General features: G+C 62.8%; 15 protein-coding genes and 1 tRNA gene. 7 read left to right on the plus strand and 9 right to left on the minus strand.

The genetic code is table 11. From position 1 onward, the window contains the following. The first annotated feature begins 157 nt into the window (after nucleotides 1-157). On the plus strand, nucleotides 158-1,399 hold the full coding sequence (locus FHS03_RS21075; RefSeq protein ID WP_183442991.1) for a voltage-gated chloride channel family protein: 1,242 nt from the start codon (nucleotides 158-160) through the stop codon (nucleotides 1,397-1,399). Here the strand turns inward: FHS03_RS21075 and FHS03_RS21080 are convergent. The 3 genes from FHS03_RS21080 to FHS03_RS21090 all read right to left on the minus strand — a co-directional run bounded on the left by FHS03_RS21080 (nucleotide 1,396) and on the right by FHS03_RS21090 (nucleotide 3,360). Further along, nucleotides 1,396-2,295 (minus strand): DUF72 domain-containing protein, encoded by a 900-nt coding sequence (locus FHS03_RS21080; protein ID WP_183442898.1) that lies wholly within the window; start codon nucleotides 2,293-2,295, stop codon nucleotides 1,396-1,398. The genes FHS03_RS21075 and FHS03_RS21080 overlap by 4 nt on opposite strands. Nucleotides 2,296-2,338: 43 nt before the next feature. Beyond that, entirely contained in the window at nucleotides 2,339-2,683 is a 345-nt protein-coding gene (locus FHS03_RS21085; RefSeq protein ID WP_183442899.1) for a hypothetical protein, read from the minus strand. 116 nt (nucleotides 2,684-2,799) lie between these two features. Next, nucleotides 2,800-3,360, minus strand: a complete 561-nt coding sequence (locus FHS03_RS21090) for a PEP-CTERM sorting domain-containing protein (RefSeq protein ID WP_183442900.1) — start codon at nucleotides 3,358-3,360, stop codon at nucleotides 2,800-2,802. 328 nt (nucleotides 3,361-3,688) lie between these two features. Between FHS03_RS21090 and FHS03_RS21095 the strand changes: the two genes are divergently transcribed. The 5 genes from FHS03_RS21095 to FHS03_RS21115 all read left to right on the plus strand — a co-directional run bounded on the left by FHS03_RS21095 (nucleotide 3,689) and on the right by FHS03_RS21115 (nucleotide 9,611). Further along, entirely contained in the window at nucleotides 3,689-4,582 is an 894-nt protein-coding gene (locus FHS03_RS21095) for a DUF535 family protein (protein ID WP_183442901.1), read from the plus strand. Nucleotides 4,583-4,645: 63 nt separating this feature from the next. Continuing rightward, nucleotides 4,646-4,732, plus strand: a tRNA-Leu gene (locus tag FHS03_RS21100). Nucleotides 4,733-4,900: 168 nt separating this feature from the next. After that, nucleotides 4,901-5,761, plus strand: coding sequence for a hypothetical protein (locus FHS03_RS21105; protein ID WP_183442902.1), 861 nt, complete (start codon nucleotides 4,901-4,903; stop codon nucleotides 5,759-5,761). A gap of 37 nt (nucleotides 5,762-5,798) precedes the next feature. Beyond that, entirely contained in the window at nucleotides 5,799-8,006 is a 2,208-nt protein-coding gene (locus FHS03_RS21110) for a penicillin acylase family protein (protein ID WP_183442903.1), read from the plus strand. A gap of 102 nt (nucleotides 8,007-8,108) precedes the next feature. After that, on the plus strand, nucleotides 8,109-9,611 hold the full coding sequence (locus tag FHS03_RS21115) for a hypothetical protein (protein WP_183442904.1): 1,503 nt from the start codon (nucleotides 8,109-8,111) through the stop codon (nucleotides 9,609-9,611). 2 nt (nucleotides 9,612-9,613) lie between these two features. Here FHS03_RS21115 and FHS03_RS21120 read toward each other — a convergent pair whose 3' ends face one another. Then, entirely contained in the window at nucleotides 9,614-10,234 is a 621-nt protein-coding gene (locus FHS03_RS21120; protein ID WP_183442905.1) for a cysteine hydrolase family protein, read from the minus strand. A 156-nt stretch (nucleotides 10,235-10,390) separates the two neighbouring features. On the opposite strand from FHS03_RS21120, the gene FHS03_RS21125 reads away from it, so the two are divergent. Then, nucleotides 10,391-11,347 (plus strand): GlxA family transcriptional regulator, encoded by a 957-nt coding sequence (locus tag FHS03_RS21125; RefSeq protein WP_443094322.1) that lies wholly within the window; start codon nucleotides 10,391-10,393, stop codon nucleotides 11,345-11,347. Nucleotides 11,348-11,367: 20 nt separating this feature from the next. Here FHS03_RS21125 and FHS03_RS21130 read toward each other — a convergent pair whose 3' ends face one another. From FHS03_RS21130 to FHS03_RS21150, 5 genes are all read right to left on the minus strand, one after another. Continuing rightward, on the minus strand, nucleotides 11,368-11,823 hold the full coding sequence (locus FHS03_RS21130; protein ID WP_183442907.1) for a hypothetical protein: 456 nt from the start codon (nucleotides 11,821-11,823) through the stop codon (nucleotides 11,368-11,370). A 22-nt stretch (nucleotides 11,824-11,845) separates the two neighbouring features. After that, on the minus strand, nucleotides 11,846-12,196 hold the full coding sequence (locus FHS03_RS21135; protein ID WP_183442908.1) for a helix-turn-helix domain-containing protein: 351 nt from the start codon (nucleotides 12,194-12,196) through the stop codon (nucleotides 11,846-11,848). After that, a complete protein-coding gene (locus FHS03_RS21140) occupies nucleotides 12,180-12,491 on the minus strand; it encodes a type II toxin-antitoxin system RelE/ParE family toxin (protein ID WP_183442909.1) in 312 nt (103 codons plus the stop codon). The genes FHS03_RS21135 and FHS03_RS21140 overlap by 17 nt, the downstream gene beginning before the upstream one ends. A gap of 120 nt (nucleotides 12,492-12,611) precedes the next feature. After that, the gene (locus FHS03_RS21145; protein ID WP_221208208.1) at nucleotides 12,612-13,799 is read right to left on the minus strand and encodes a trans-sulfuration enzyme family protein; all 1,188 of its coding nucleotides are present in this window, start codon (nucleotides 13,797-13,799) and stop codon (nucleotides 12,612-12,614) included. Next, nucleotides 13,796-15,172, minus strand: coding sequence for a pyridoxal-phosphate dependent enzyme (locus FHS03_RS21150; protein WP_183442910.1), 1,377 nt, complete (start codon nucleotides 15,170-15,172; stop codon nucleotides 13,796-13,798). The genes FHS03_RS21145 and FHS03_RS21150 overlap by 4 nt, the downstream gene beginning before the upstream one ends. Between the last annotated feature and the right edge of the window lie 112 nt (nucleotides 15,173-15,284).

Genomic DNA, 15,284 nt, shown 5'->3' on the forward strand with positions numbered 1-15,284 from the left:
CTCAACAAATGTCCACCCTGGTGTCAGGCACTAAGGTAGGACATTTACTGATTTAGATCAAAGAATGTCCGACTCTGGTGCCTGACACCAGGGTGGGACATTTGTTGATCGGGATCAAAGGGTGGGGTAATCTTCTTGATTCTGTTGGGGTTTGATGATGAAGAGACTTCCTGAGCAGCTGCGGCTGCTTCCTTATTTGTTGAAGTGGTGTGGGCTGGCGGGCATTGTGGCGGCGCTGGCAGGGAGCGCTTCGGCTTTCTTTTTGATGGCGCTGGATGCGGTGACGGCCCGGCGTGAGGCGTCGCCTTGGATTATCTGGCTGCTGCCGCTGGCGGGTTTTGCCGTGGGCTGGATTTATCTGCAGTTCGGACGCAAGGTCGAGGGCGGCAATAATCTGCTGATCGATGAGATCCACGATCCGAAGCATGTGGTGCCACTGCGCCTGGCGCCGCTGGTCTTGTTCGGGACGGTGGTGTCGCATCTGTTCGGCGCTTCGGTGGGGCGCGAGGGGACGGCGGTGCAGATGGGCGGGGCGCTGGCGGATCAGCTGACCCATGTCTTCCGCCTGCGCCATGAGGACCGGCGCATCCTGCTGATGGCCGGCATCAGCGCGGGCTTCGCTTCGGTTTTCGGCACGCCGCTGGCGGGCGCCATCTTCGGCCTGGAGGTGCTGGTGATCGGCCGCATGCGTTACGACGCGATCTTTCCCTGCATGGTGGCGGCCATCGTCGCCGATCAGATCACTTTGGCCTGGGGCGTGCACCATACGCATTACGCGCTGGGCGTGGTGCCGGCGGTGAGTGCGCTGGGTGTTGCGGCGGTGCTGGCCGCGGGAATCGCGTTCGGCGTGACGGGCATGCTGTTCGCGCGCGGTACGCATCTGGCTTCCTCGTTCATGAAGAAACGGGTGGGGTACGCGCCTTTGCGGCCTTTGCTGGGCGGCTTGCTGATTGCGGCGGCAGTCTGGCTGCTTGGTTCGCAGCGCTATATCGGGTTGGGGATTCCTGTCATCGTGGAGGCGTTCCAGCATCCGGTCGCGCCGTGGGATTTTGCGGGCAAGTTCCTGTTCACTGTCGCTTCTCTCGGCAACGGTTTCAAGGGTGGGGAGGTGACGCCGCTGTTCTACATTGGCGCGACTCTGGGCAATGCGCTGGCGCCTTTGCTGCATCAGCCTTTCGCGCTGCTGGCGGCGATTGGCTTTGTGGCGGTGTTTGCGGGGGCGGCGAATACGCCCTTGGCCTGCACGGTGATGGCGATCGAGCTGTTTGGCCCGCAAATCGGGCCATATGCGGCGCTGGGCTGCGTGGTAGCGTATCTGTTCTCGGGACACGTGGGCATTTATCGTTCGCAGCGCCTGGAGCGGCTGAAATCGGCGATGGACGAGGACGCGCCGCGCTAGCCGCTGCCGATATCGGCCAGCCCTTCATCGAGTCCGAGTTTCTGGATCAGGCGGCGCGCGTCGAACGGCGCGCGCACCTTGATGTCGTTGTCGAAGTAGCAGTAGATATCGCGGCTGGCGCGCTGCGGCGCCTTGTGCTCCGAGATGAGTTTTGCGTCGTCGGGCTGGTCACCGTCGCTCCAGGCGCGGATGCGTTGCGCCCAGCGTTCCAGCGCCGCGTCGGTATAGCCGCTCGCGTACAGCTCCTTGTCGCCGTGCAGGCGCAGGTACATGAAGCTGGCGCAGAGGTCTTCATAATCGGGCCATTTGCCGGCCGTGTCGGCCACCACCATCGCCACCTTGTATTTGCGCAGCAGGGTGATGAAGCGCGCGTCGATGAAGCTGTCGTTGCGGACTTCCATGGCGTGCAGCAGCTTGCGTTTGGCGTCGACCTGCAGCGAGGTCCGTCCCTTCATCTGCGGGCCGTGGTGGCGCGCCAGCTCCAGCGCCTGTTCCGTGTTGTGCGGCAGCAGGCTGAGAAAACCTTCGACGGTATCGGCGTCGAAGCGCAGGCTGGGCGGCAGCTGCCAGAGAAATGGCCCCAGCTTTTCGCGCAGTTCGAAGACGCCGGAGGCGAAGATATTGGCCAGCGCTTCGCGCGGTTCGCGCAGGCGGATGATGTGGGTCAGGTAGCGGTTGCCCTTGTGGCTGAAAACGAAGCCGGGTGGGGTAGCCTCGTACCAGGCGCGGTAGCTGGCCGGGCGCTGCAGCGCGTAGAAGGAACCGTTCAGCTCAATCGAGGGCAGGGCGCGCGACGCGAATTCCAGTTCGCGTGCCTGCGCCAGCTTTTTGGGATAGAACACGCCGCGCCAGGGCGGGTAGCGCCATCCCGAAATGCCGATATGGATTTTTGCCATGCCCGAGTATAGGCGGCTTGGCGGCACGGCGGCGCATGGATGCTTAACGTGGCGCAGCGGGGATCGGCGCTTGGGGGGATGGAAGATAAATCACCACCGGCGCGGGCTGGGCGGGCGCGGCCTTGGGCGTGGCGTTGTTCAGCACAAAGGTCATGACGGTAATGCCGGCCATGGCAATGCCCAGCGACATGCCGATCACCCACTTGATGGTATCGGCAAACCCCTTGTGCATCTCGGCGCGAAGGGAGGAGATAGCTTCGTAGAACTCGGTCTTGGTGACTAAGGTCGCCTCGATCCGGGCTAGACGTTCGCGTGTCTCAACCGCAAAAGCTTCCTGATTCGTGATCCGATGTTCCATGCCTTCATCGTAGTTTTCGTGAGGTGCCATGTCAATTCTCCTTTGTGCACGAGTGCGCCGGTGAAAACACCAGTGCCGGACAAGCGGAGAAGACGGACTTTGCGCTGGCTCAGGCGGCAAAGCCGCCTGAGCAGAGGGGGCGGGGATCAGCCTTGCTTGCGGCGGCGGGCGATGAAGGCCATCAGGCCCAGGCCGCCGAGCAGCATGCCGTAGGTGGCCGGCTCGGGTACGGCCGAAATGCTGCTGAAGGCGCGATAGTTGCTCGAACCGCGCGGCAGGCCGCTGAAGGTGAACAGGGTATCGGCTGCCACGGGCTTATCCCAGTGGAACACCAGTTCGCCACGGCCATAGTGCACGGCCAGGTAATCGAAGCTGGCGCCGACCTTGAACGAGCCGGCTTTGCTGTTGGCCAGGTCTTTCGCGCCCACCAGTTGCAGCGAGCCTTTGCCGGTCGACGGCAGCTTGAACAAGCCTTCGACCAGGGATTCGATATTCGCGGGGTTTTGCGGATTGATGTTCTCGCCGTCAAACACCCAGACCGAGGCGGCGGCGATAGGACCATAACTTACTTTGCCCGAGCCCACGGTAAAACCGCTGGTTTTCGGTGCGGTGATCTCGACCCATTTGGCGGCGTGGGCCAGAGGGGCGGCAAACACGGTGGCGGCGGCCAACGCAATCGCGGCGGCATGCGTCGTCAGTTTCTTCATCTTTCTTCCTGATTGTGGATGAGCTTGCCGTGGCACCGGCAAGGCGTGGGATCGTAGTGATCGCTAAATAGTTTCTAAAAGAAAACTATGCTTAGCATTATACAACGCTTTACCCCGCAAGTATTCAGCCCTGTCGTAATTTCCACACGACAGTGTTCGTGGCCCACCTGCTTTTTATATTGCCATAAAGAATTACGTAAAAACCTTACGCAACTTACCAATTGCTACCCCCGGGAGAGGCCGATACTATCGGTGGCCTTGTAACGTATTGTTTCGGGAATGTATAACAATGTTTCTGCAAAAGAAACAAATAATCGGGAGACAAACCATGCAGCCCATCACTCTGACCGTCGGTCTGGAGAAGAAATCGCCGCTCTCGCACTTCGCCGCGGCGCTGAAGCTGCATACGCGCGCGCTGGCGCATTTCCGCATGACGCGCGACTGGCTCGGCATGCTCAACTCCGACCAGATGCTGCGCGAATTGGCGCATGCTCAGCCGCGCCTGATCCACAAGGTTTACCGTCCCTGGCTCAGTCAGCGCATGAACCGGCGCGAACGCCTGGCGGCCCTGGTCGGCCATTACCGCTTCATTCTGCGCCAGGGCTTGGGCGCCTTGGTGGCCGAAGCCGCGCGCGGCCCGGTGCAATTGGCGGCCTTCGCCGGCAAGAGCGGCACGCCCTATAGCATCGAGCTGTGCGCCATCGTGCCGATGGAGCGGGAAGGCGAACTGGTGCTGCAACTGCGGCGCGATGGGACGCTGGTCTGCTCGGTAGCGTTTTCCTTCATCAACGATGGTCCGCATATGCAGATCGGCGTCGGCTGCATCCAGGGACCATCCTGCGGCGCGGGCCTGGAACTGATGCGCGAAGCGACCCGCGAACTGCATGGCTTGCGCCCCAAGAGCCTGCTGGTGCGCCTGCTGCGTCACCTGGGCCACGCCAGCGGTTGCGCGCGCATGGTCCTAGTCTGCAATAAGAACCGCACGGCGGCACGCACCGCCCTACGCGACGGCAAGATCAAGGCTTGCTACGACAGCCTGTGGCTGGAAATGGGTGCCATAGCGCGCCCTGACGGCGACTACGAACTCGCTTGCAGCGCCTTGCAGCCGCCCGAGCTGGAAGCCGTGCCGTCCAAAAAGCGCTCCGAAATGCGCAAGCGCCACGACATGCTGGCCCTGCTCAATGCCGATGTGCTGGCCCGCCTGGCGCCGCAAACCCCTTAAGCCATCAGGCTTCCAGCCCCGCTCTGGAAGTTATTGTTCAGCCATGTCATAATAGCGGGCTGTGCCCCGGTGGTGAAATTGGTAGACACACCGGACTTAAAATCCGTTGGCCGCAAGGCCGTGCCGGTTCGATTCCGGCCCGGGGCACCACGTCTCTCTTCATCTGCGCTGTTCCGCGCAGCCGCAGCGCCCCCTCCCATCCGCTGCCATATTAAAACCCGCATAAAAATGGTGTAGGATTCTGGACGGCGAAATTGGCGCCCCGCTGTCGCAACACGCGGCAGTGCGCCGCGCCGCGGTTACTCAAGGATTAAATCAATGCAAATCAAGATCAACGATATGCTGCGCGACTATATCGAGCCGCTGACCGAGGCGGAGCATAGCGCGCTGGAACGCAGCCTGCTGGCCGAAGGCTGCCGCGATGCGCTCGTGCTTTGGGACGATGTGCTGGTCGATGGCCACAACCGTTACGCGATCTGCCAAAAGCACGGCATTCCCTTCAAGGTCACGCAGAACACCAGCTTCAAGAGCATGGAAGACGTGATGCTGTGGATGATCGATAACCACCTCGGCCGCCGCAGCGTGTCCGACTTCCAGCGCGGCGTGCTGGCGCTGCGCAAGAAAGATATCCTGGCCCAGCGTGCCGAAGAGGATAACGCCCGCATCCAGGCCGAGGACGCGAGCATCGCGCCGCCCGAGCCGGAAGCCGAGGCCGCGCCGGCGCCCAAGGTGCGCACTTCGCGCGAGGACATCGCGCGCGCCGCGCGCCTGAGCAGCAATACCATCAGCCAGATCGAGAAAATCCAGAAGACGGCTACGCCTGAGCTGGTGGAGGCGGTGCGCGCCGGCACCATCTCGATCAACGCCGCCGCTACGGTGGCTTCGTTGCCGGACGCCGACCAGGTGGCCGCCGTGGCCGGCGGCAAGAAATTCCTGCAGCAGGCCGCACGCGAAATCCGCGAGCAGCGCGCCGCTTCGCGTCCGCCGAAAGCGCCGAAAGCCGTGCCGGAGGGCGAGGGCGAAGCCGAGGGCGGACACAGCGGCGCCCCGTGGGATGGCCCGAGCGAAGTCGAGCAGCTGCGCCTGGAAGTGGCCCAGCTCAAAGACAAGAACGCCGCGCTGCGCGCCGAAAACGCCGAACTGCGCGAACGCATCGCCACCCTGGTCGACGCGTCCTGAGCGCGCGCCATATAAAAACATACGGAGAAAAAGCCCCATGCCGAGACTGTCGCGTTCCGCGCTTGCCCTAGCCTGTGCCATGCCCTTGGCCGTCATCGCGGCCCCGGCCGCGCCTGCCCGCGCCGGCGGCGTCGGTGCGATCGAGGCATTGCGCCTGAAAATGGCCGCCGAGCGCGTCAGCATCCTGCGCGATAAATGGGGCATTGCCCACGTCTACGGCAATACCGACGCCGATGCCGTGTTCGGCATGGTGTATGCGCAGGCCGAGGATGATTTCAAGCGCATCGAACTGAACTACATCAATGCCATGGGCCGCCTGGCCGAGGTCGAAGGCGAGAAGGCGTTGTACCAGGACTTGCGCATGAAGCTCTTCATCACGCCCGAGCTGCTCAAAAGCCAGTATCAGGCCAGCCCAGCCTGGCTGAAAAAGCTGATGGGCGCCTGGGCCGATGGCTTGAACTTCTACCTGCATACGCATCCCGAAGTGCAGCCGCGTCTGCTGACCCGCTTTGAACCGTGGATGGCGCTCAGTTTCAGCGAAGGCAGTATCGGCGGCGATATCGAATCGATCGACCTCAAACAGCTGGAAGCCTTCTACTCCAAGGCGCCGCAGCGGCCGCATGTGCTGCCGGCGCTGGCCATGGAAAAGGAGCCGAGCGGCTCCAACGGCTTTGCCATCGCGCCGGCGCTGAGCAAGTCTGGCCATGCGCTGTTGATGATCAATCCGCATACTTCCTTCTATTTCCGGCCCGAGATCCATGTGGTCAGCCGCCAGGGGCTGAATGCCTATGGCGCCGTGACCTGGGGCCAGTTCTTCGTCTACCAGGGCTTTAACGAGCGCCTGGGTTGGATGCACACCTCGGGCGGTGCCGATGTGATCGACGAGTTCGTGGAAACCATCGTCGAGCAGGACGGCAAGCTGTTCTACCAGTATGGCAAGGAACAGCGTCCGGTCAAGGCGGTGGCGATCCGCCTGCCGTACAAGACGGCGCAGGGCATGGCCGAGAAGACCGTCACCGCCTACTTCACGCACCACGGCCCCATCGTGCGCGAACAGGATGGCAAATGGGTGGCGGTGGCCCTGATGAACGAGCCGCTCAAGGCGCTCACGCAATCCTATGTGCGCACCAAGGCGCGCAATTACGCCGCCTTCTACAAGGCCATGGAGCTGCGCACCAACTCGTCCAACAACACCGTGTATGCGGATGCGGATGGCAATATCGCTTACTTCCACGGCAATTTCGTGCCGGTGCGCGATGCGGCCTTCGACTACACCAAGCCAGTCGATGGCAGCAACCCCGCCACCGACTGGAAGGGCTTGCACGCGGTGAAGGACACCATCCAGCTCTTCAATCCGAAGAATGGCTGGATTCAGAACACCAATAACTGGCCGTTCTCGGCGGCCGGCGCCTACAGCCCGCGCCGCCAGGACTATCCGGCTTATATGTCGGTGTATCCGGAAAACGCGCGCGGCATCCACGCCGTGCGCGTGCTGCAAAACCAGCAGGACTTCACGCTCGACAGCTTGATCGCCGCCGCCTACGACAGCCAGCTGACCGCCTTCGAGCCGCTGCTGCCGCAGCTGGTGCGCGCCTATGACGAATCGCCGGCCAGCGATCTGCTGAAAGCCGGTCTGACCGAGCAGATTTCCCTGCTGCGTGACTGGAATATGCGCTACAGCCTGAATTCGGTGCCGACCTCGCTCGCCATCTACTGGCTGCAGGAGCTGGTCAAGACCCACGGTGCGGCGGCGCGCGAGAAGCGTATGCCGGTGCTCGATTATCTGGGCAGCCAGATCAATACCCAGCAGCGTCTGGAAGCGCTGACGCGTGCCTCGGCGCGCCTGGAATCGGACTTCGGCAGCTGGAAGACGCCCTGGGGCGAGATCAACCGCTTCCAGCGCCTGAGCGGCGACATCGTGCAAGCCTTCGACGACGACAAGCCCAGCATTCCCGTGCCCTACGCTTCCGGCAACTGGGGCGCGCTGGCCGCCTACGGTCCGCTGACGCCGCCGAAAACGCGCCGCATTTATGGCGAGCGCGGCAACAGCTTCGTGGCGGCGGTCGAATTCGGGCCGCGCATCCGCGCCAAGAGCATCCTGGCGGGTGGTCAAAGCAGCGACCCAGCCTCGCCGCACTTCCTGGACCAGGCCGAAATGTATGCGCGCGGCGAGTTCAAAGAGGTGCTGTTCTACCGCGAAGACGTGGAAAAAAATCTGGAACGCAAGTACCACCCCGGCGAATAAAGTCCGGTTTGCGCTGGCGCAAAGTCCCGTTTGACGCCAGCGCTGTTCCCTCGCTCCGGCGGCGCAGAATAGTCAACAGCAAGCGACTACCGGGAGCACATCATGAGCACGCCAGACAGCGGCAAGCCCAGCCTCGACGCGCAAAGGCTGGAGGATTTCATCTTCGTCCGCGAACTCAACGAAGTTTTTCTACTGCTGGACCATATCTCGGGCTGCTGGGACAAAAGCTGGTACGCGCAGCCCAAGACCTTTGCCGACGAAATCATTCCCAACGTGCTGGAACTGTGCAAGATCGGCCTGGAAGCGGACGGCAGCGACAATAGCAAGGCCGAGCAAGCCTACAAGCTGCTGTGCGCCAAGGACAAGCTGAACGCCGCCGCGCGTCCCGCCAGCGGCATGACGATCGCCTTCACGCTGCTGGTCGTCGGCGAGGGCAACCGGCGCAGCTGGAGCGCCTGGATGACCGGCATCGGCAATCTGTGGCGGCACTGGACCCGGCCGCGCGAAGCCACGCTGGCGCTGCCGCCGCCGGACGCCGGCGCTTCCGCGCCGCAAGCGGTGGACGCGGGGACGGTGGCGAGCAACGGCGGCGCCGCCGTCCCGGTCGGCAACGCGCTGGTGGCGCTGCCGGTGCAGCGCAACAGCAGCCGTTCATGGGATAAGCCGACCCGCCTGACCCTGGCGCGCCACGCCTTTCCCGGCCTGGTGCATGTGGCGATCAAGTTCAAGCTGTGGCTGAGCTGCATCGTCTTGCTGCTGGTGCTGGGCTTGATGGGAACCTGCGTGATGTCCTGGCATATCACGGGCGGCAATGTGATCCTCCAGCATCTGGACGAGTTGAAAGTCAAGGAAGCCGTCCTGCAAAAAACCATCGCCGAGGCCGAGCTGAAATTTGCCACCGACGAGCAGGAGCATCAGACCGGCCAGCCCGCGCCGATGCCGATGGCGATCCCGGCCCGGGCCGATGCGCCTGGCCAGGCGAGGGCGCGCAACGCCAGCCGTCCCGTGCAGTTCTGTTCCTTGTTCGAGAAAGACGCTACGCCCTTTTACCGCAGCACCGAGGAATACCAGTTATGCAGCCGCAAGCGCGCGATCGAGCGGCAGATCGTGATCGCCCACGATGCCTTGGGTGACTGGTTGCAGCCTTGGATCGACGTCTATCAATATGTACAGGCTAAACTTAGCAGTGGCCGGATGTTCTATCCGCCTCCCGCCGCGCAAGGCAATACCGAGGAGCTGGCGCAGATCGTCACCATGGTCGTGGGCACGGCGGTGCTGCCGCTGTTCTATGGTGTGCTGGGGGCCGGCGCGGCCGTGGTGCGCGACCTGTGGGCCAAGATGCGCGAAAGCCTGCTGTCGCCGCGCGACCTCTCGCTGGCGCTCCTGCAACTGGCGCTCGGTGCGACGATAGGCGCTTGCATCGCCTTGTTCATCAGTCCCTCGCCGCAAGCCGGCGGCAAGGAGGCAGCGCTGCTGGGCAGCTGGGCGCTGAGCAGCTCAGCCCTGTCCTTTGTCGCCGGCTTTGGCGTGGAAGGCGTGTTCCTGGCGCTGGAAAGCCTGGTGCGGCGCGTTTTCAATGTCAGCGATCCGGCCAGGAAGCCCTGAACTTAGCGGCGCGTGCGCAGGTTGGAGGCATACAGATTATCGCGTTCCAGTGCCTCGCCGCTGCTGGCAGCCGCGATCCACGCCCGCGTGCTGACCACGGCCGCGAAGTTGGAGTGGAAGACCGTGTTGAAGACGCGATGGATTTCCTCGGCGCTGACCTTGCCCGCCGCGTTCTGGTAGGAGAGGGCGCCCGTCGCATCGTCCAGCACTTCGACCGTCAATCCTTCATGGGCGGCCTGGAAGACGGTGCTGGCGTTGCAGTTGTGCGTCATATAGCCGACGATGGTCAGCGTATCGATGGAACGCGCCGCCAGCCACTCGCGCAGGCCGGTGCCGGCGAAGGAACTCGCCATCGTTTTGTTGACGTGATGGTCGATGGGCAGTTCCGCGATTTGCGGATGCAGACGCCATCCAGCGGAACCCTTGGCGAAGATCGGCGAACCTTCCGGCGTGTCGTGCTGCACCACGATCACGGGAATATCCTGGGCCTTGGCCGTCTTCATGGCCTGCACGATATTCGGCAGTGAGGTCGCCACGGGCGGATATTCGATCGGCAGATCGCCGGTGAAATATTCGTTTTGCACGTCGATCACGAGCAGGGCGCGGCGCGGGGTAGTGGACATGGTGTTCTCCTTTATCGGTTGAGGGGCGGGGCGTTGCGTTCCCGGTGAGCAGCATTCTCATCCGGCACAGCGCACGCGAAAAGTGGCCTCAAGGCATATCTTCGATATAATCGGGCCATGCCCAAAACTTCCCGCAAAACCCGGCCATCGCAGCCTATTCGTGTTGCCGTGATCGCCTTCGACGGCATTACGCCTTTCCACGTCGCCGCGCCTTGCGCCGTCTTCGGCACCGTGCCGGAAGGCCAGGCTCCCGTTTTCGACGTGCGCGTGTGCTCGGCGGACGCCATGCCGCTGCGCACGGCGGCCGGATTTTCCATCGCCACCGAATATGATCTGAGCCTGCTGGAGGCGGCCGACATCGTCATCATGGCCGCCTGGCATGACGACTGCCGCAGCGCGCCGTCCGTGCTGCTCGATGCCCTGCGCCGCGCGCATCAACGCGGCGCGCGCATCGTCGGCCTGTGCCTGGGTGCCTTCCCGCTGGCCGAAGCTGGTCTGCTCGATGGCCGCACCGCCACCACCCACTGGGCTTTCGCCGATGGACTTGTGCAGCGCTATCCGAAAGTGAAGGTCGACGCGGAAGTGCTGTATGTCGATGATGGCGACGTGCTGACTTCGGCCGGCGTGGCGGCGGGCCTGGATTGCTGCCTGCACCTGCTGCGGCAAGTGGCAGGCGCGGAGCTGGCCAATAGCGTGGCGCGGCGCCTGCTGGTGGCGCCGCACCGGCAAGGCGGGCAGGCCCAGTTCATCGAAAGGCCGCTGCCCGTATCGAACAGTGAGGGACGGTTCGCGCAAGTGCTGGACTGGATGGCGGGCCACCTCGGCGACGAACAAAGCATCGACGCCCTGGCCGCGCGCGCCGCCATGAGCCGCCGCAATTTCACGCGCCACTTCCGCCAGGTGACAGGCACCTCGGTCAAGCAATGGCTGCTAAGCCAGCGCCTGGCCCAGGCCCAGCGCATGCTCGAAGGCAGCGATGCCGCTATTGAAGTCGTGGCGCAGGAAGCCGGTTTCGGCACGGCCCTCTCGCTGCGCCAGCATTTTCAGACTTCCCTGCGCACCTCGCCCTCGGCCTACCGCAAGCAGTTTCGTGCCCAGGGTGCGGCTGGATAAAAGCTCAAGCGCGTATTGAGTCAATGGATGATGCGCGCAGCGCATTCTCCTTTGGGAAGCATATATGTCCCATAGTTTCTTCGGATGTTCTTGATTGCATCCGGTGCCGCCGCCGTTGGCTCGATGGTCAGCTGAGCTTTGCCACTGGCCTTCCTAAGGGTTCCCACGCCGGAGTTACCCCAGCCGTCATTATCGAAGCGGAAAGCCATATCGCCATTTGCCTGCAGATTCAGCGGAGCCTCGATTTGCAGAACCTGTCCGGAATCCGGCATGGCAATGCTGAACGCAATCAAGGGCTTGGCGCCATGGACGAGCTGCACACATACCGACAGGTCGCCGAGCCGCTCTTCAGGCCCATTTCCACGATTGGCATAGATAGCCTCTTTCAATGAAAACGATTCCTGGGCGGTTTCAGCGGGTACACATGGAGAGAAAAATAGCGAAGCCAAGAAAACGCATGCGAGACGATGTTTCATGGATTGATATGCCGAGTTGGAATTATCGAGTGGGAGGATTTTCCTGGCTTGTCGTGATTTGATGGCCAGCAACGGCCAAAAGGGCTTTGGGATTGGTGCTGGCAATTGCCAGCAGAGTACGAGCAGCACCGCTAGGTTGTTTGCGGCCCTGTTCCCAGCCCTGCAAGGTACGCAGCGATACGCCCAAAAGTGTCGCAAACTGTGATTGAGATAGCCCGGTTTTCTTACGAGCTTCGATAATCGGCGACGAAACCACTTGAACGTGACCGGCCTTCATTTCTCGCACGGACTGTAGCAGCTCAGCCGCCAAGTCGCGCGAGGACTCATAGACATCCAGTTCGGATTTGCTAAGGGGGCTATTCTTCGAGGGCACGACGGATCTCTTTCAACTTATGGCCGGTAAGGTTGTCTGTCTCCGCCTTCGCGTACAAGGTGAGTAAAATAAGTTCACCTTTTGCTGAGCGTATGTAATAAATAACCCGAACACCGCCGGACTTTCCCGTGCCTGCTCGACCCCATCGCACTTTGCGAATTCCGCCGGATTCGGGGACAACGTCGCCTGCATCTGGGTGCTCTGCGATATAGGCCGCGAAGGCTCCTCGCTCCTCTTCGGTCCAGTAATGAGGCCACTGGCGCTGGAACAACAAGGTTTCAACGACTGTGAGCATTGTCGAATATACGCCTAAGGCGCATACCTGTCTAGTATGGGTAGCCCTTGCCACTAGCGAAGCGGATAGACGTTGCCAGTACCGGCACAACGTCTATCGCGCTACTGTGTTTTCCCCAATTCAGATCGCGTCGAGCGCCTGGCGCAGATCCTGGCGCAGGTCTTCCACGTCTTCGATGCCGACCGAGAGGCGGATCAGACCGTCGCCGATGCCCAGTTCGGCGCGCTGGGCTGGCGGGATGGTGGCGTGCGTCATCAACGCCGGATGCTCGATCAGGCTTTCCACGCCACCCAGGCTTTCGGCCAGAGCGAAGACTTCGCAGCGTTCCAGGAAGCGGCGCGAGCCGGCCAGATCGGTCTTCAGGTCGATCGAGATGATGCCGCCAAAGCCGTCCATCTGGCGCTTGGCCAGCTCGTGCTGGGGATGCGAGGCCAGGCCCGGATAGTAGACCTTGCGCACTTCGGGCTGCTGCTCCAGCCACTGCGCCAGGTCGAGCGCGCTGCGGCAGTGGCGTTCCATGCGGATCGCCAGCGTCTTCACGCCGCGCAGGGCGAGGAAGCTGTCGAACGGGCTGGCGATGGCGCCCACGGAATTCTGCAGGAAGGCCAGTTGCTCGCGCCATTTGGCCTGGCGTTCCTCGCCGCCCACCACGGCGATGCCGCCGATGATGTCGGAGTGGCCGTTCAGGTATTTGGTGGCCGAGTGCACCACGATGTCGAAGCCGTGTTCCAGCGGGCGCTGCACCAGCGGGCTGGCGAAGGTATTGTCGGCGATGGCGATGATGCCGCGCTCGCGGCAGATTTGGGCAATGGCTTTCAGGTCGGCCAGTTTCAGCATCGGATTGGTCGGCGTCTCGACCCACACCATGCGCGTTTCGGGACGCAGGGCGGCCAGCAGGTTTTCCGGCTTGGTCAGGTCGACATAGCTGAACTCGTGGCCGGCGCTGCGGCGGCGCACGCGCTCGAACAGGCGGTAGCTGCCGCCATACATATCGTCGCCGGCGATGATGTGGGAGCCAGCGTCGGCGATTTCCAGCACGGTCGCGATGGCGGCCAAGCCGGAGGCGAAGGCGAAGCCTTGCGCGCCACCCTCCAGGTCGGCTACGCAGCGCTCCAGCGCCCAGCGCGTCGGGTTATGCGAGCGGCCGTAGTCCAGGCCTTTGTGCACGCCCGGACTCTCCTGCACGAAGGTCGAGGTGGCGTAGATCGGCGGCATGATGGCGCCGGTCGACGGGTCGGGCGACTGGCCGGCGTGGATCACGCGCGTGGCCAGGTGAGATTTGAATTTGCGGTCGTTTGCTTGGCTCAAGATATGGTCCTGCGAAGATGGTTGAGAAGGTCGAAGCGCGTAATCAGACCATAGAAGTGCTGGCTGTCGGCCACCACTGCGGTCAGGCCGCGGTCGAGCGTGCTGCGCAGCGCTTGCAGGCTGGCGTTCGGCTGCAGCGTTTCCAGGCGGGCCGTCATGGTGGCGCCGACCGGGCTGGTGAACTGCTCGGCCTGATTGTCGACCTTCAGAAGGATATCCGATTCGTCGATGATGCCCACCAGCTTGCCGTTATCGAGCACCGGCAGCTGGGCCAGGTCGGCGGCGCGCATGCGGTTGAAGGCGATCAGCAAGGTATCGGACGGCGACACGCTGACCACTTCGCCCTCGTCGAAGCGGCGGCCGATCAGGTCGCGCAGATCGCCCGTGCGCGGGCGTTGAATCAAGCCCTGGTCCACCATCCAGCCATCGTTGTAGACCTTGGACAGGTAGCGCGTGCCAGTGTCGCAGACGAAGGTCACGACTTTCTTCGGCGAGGTCTGTTCGCGGCAGTATTTCAGCGCGGCCGCCAGCAGGGTGCCGGTGGACGAGCCGGCCAGGATGCCTTCGGCGCGCAGCAGCTGGCGCGCGCTGTCGAAACTTTCCTGGTCGGTGATGGTGTAAGCCTTTTTCACGCCGCTCAGGTCGGCAATCGAGGGAATGAAGTCCTCGCCGATGCCTTCCACGGCCCAGGAGCCGCTGGTGTCGGACAGGTGGCCGGTTTCCACGTATTCGGCCAGGATCGAGCCTTTCGGATCGGCCAGCACGAAGTCGAGGCCGGGCTGCACCTTCTTGAAGAAGTTGCTGAGGCCGGTCAGCGTGCCAGAGGAGCCGACGCCCACCACGATGGCGTCGATCTCATGCCCGGTCTGTTCCCAGATTTCCGGGCCGGTGCTGGTTTCATGCGCCAGTGGATTGGCCGGGTTGTTGAACTGGTCGGCAAAGAAGGCGCCCGGAGTTTCGCGCGCCAGGCGGGCGGCGTAATCCTGGTAATACTCGGGATGGCCCTTGCCGACGTCGGAGCGCGTGGTGTGGATGATGGCGCCCAGCGCTTTCAGGTGCAGGATTTTTTCGGTGGCCATCTTGTCCGGCACCACGAGTTCCACGCGGTAACCTTTGATGCGGCCCACCAGGGCCAAGCCGAGGCCGGTATTGCCGGCCGTTGCTTCGATGATGGTGCCGCCCGGTTTCAGACGGCCGTCGCGTTCGGCCGCTTCGATGATGGAAAGGCCGATGCGGTCCTTGATCGAGCCGCCGGGGTTCTGGGATTCGAGTTTGAGGAAGAGCCGGCAGGGGCCGGTATCCAGCTGCGTGACCTCGACGAGAGGCGTGTTGCCGATCAAGCTGTACAGTGCGGCCTGCTGTTTGCGTTGCATGCTGTCTCCTTGCGTCAAGCTGGCGCGGCGGATTGTGTCCGCCATAGCCGTGAAAAGCGCGCATCTTAGGCGCGCCCGCCGTTCAGTGGGAAGGAATCATTTCGCCTATCGT

The sequence above is a fragment of the Pseudoduganella violacea genome (assembly GCF_014191875.1).
In the GTDB taxonomy this organism is placed as follows: Bacteria; Pseudomonadota; Gammaproteobacteria; order Burkholderiales; family Burkholderiaceae_D; genus Rugamonas; species Rugamonas violacea_A.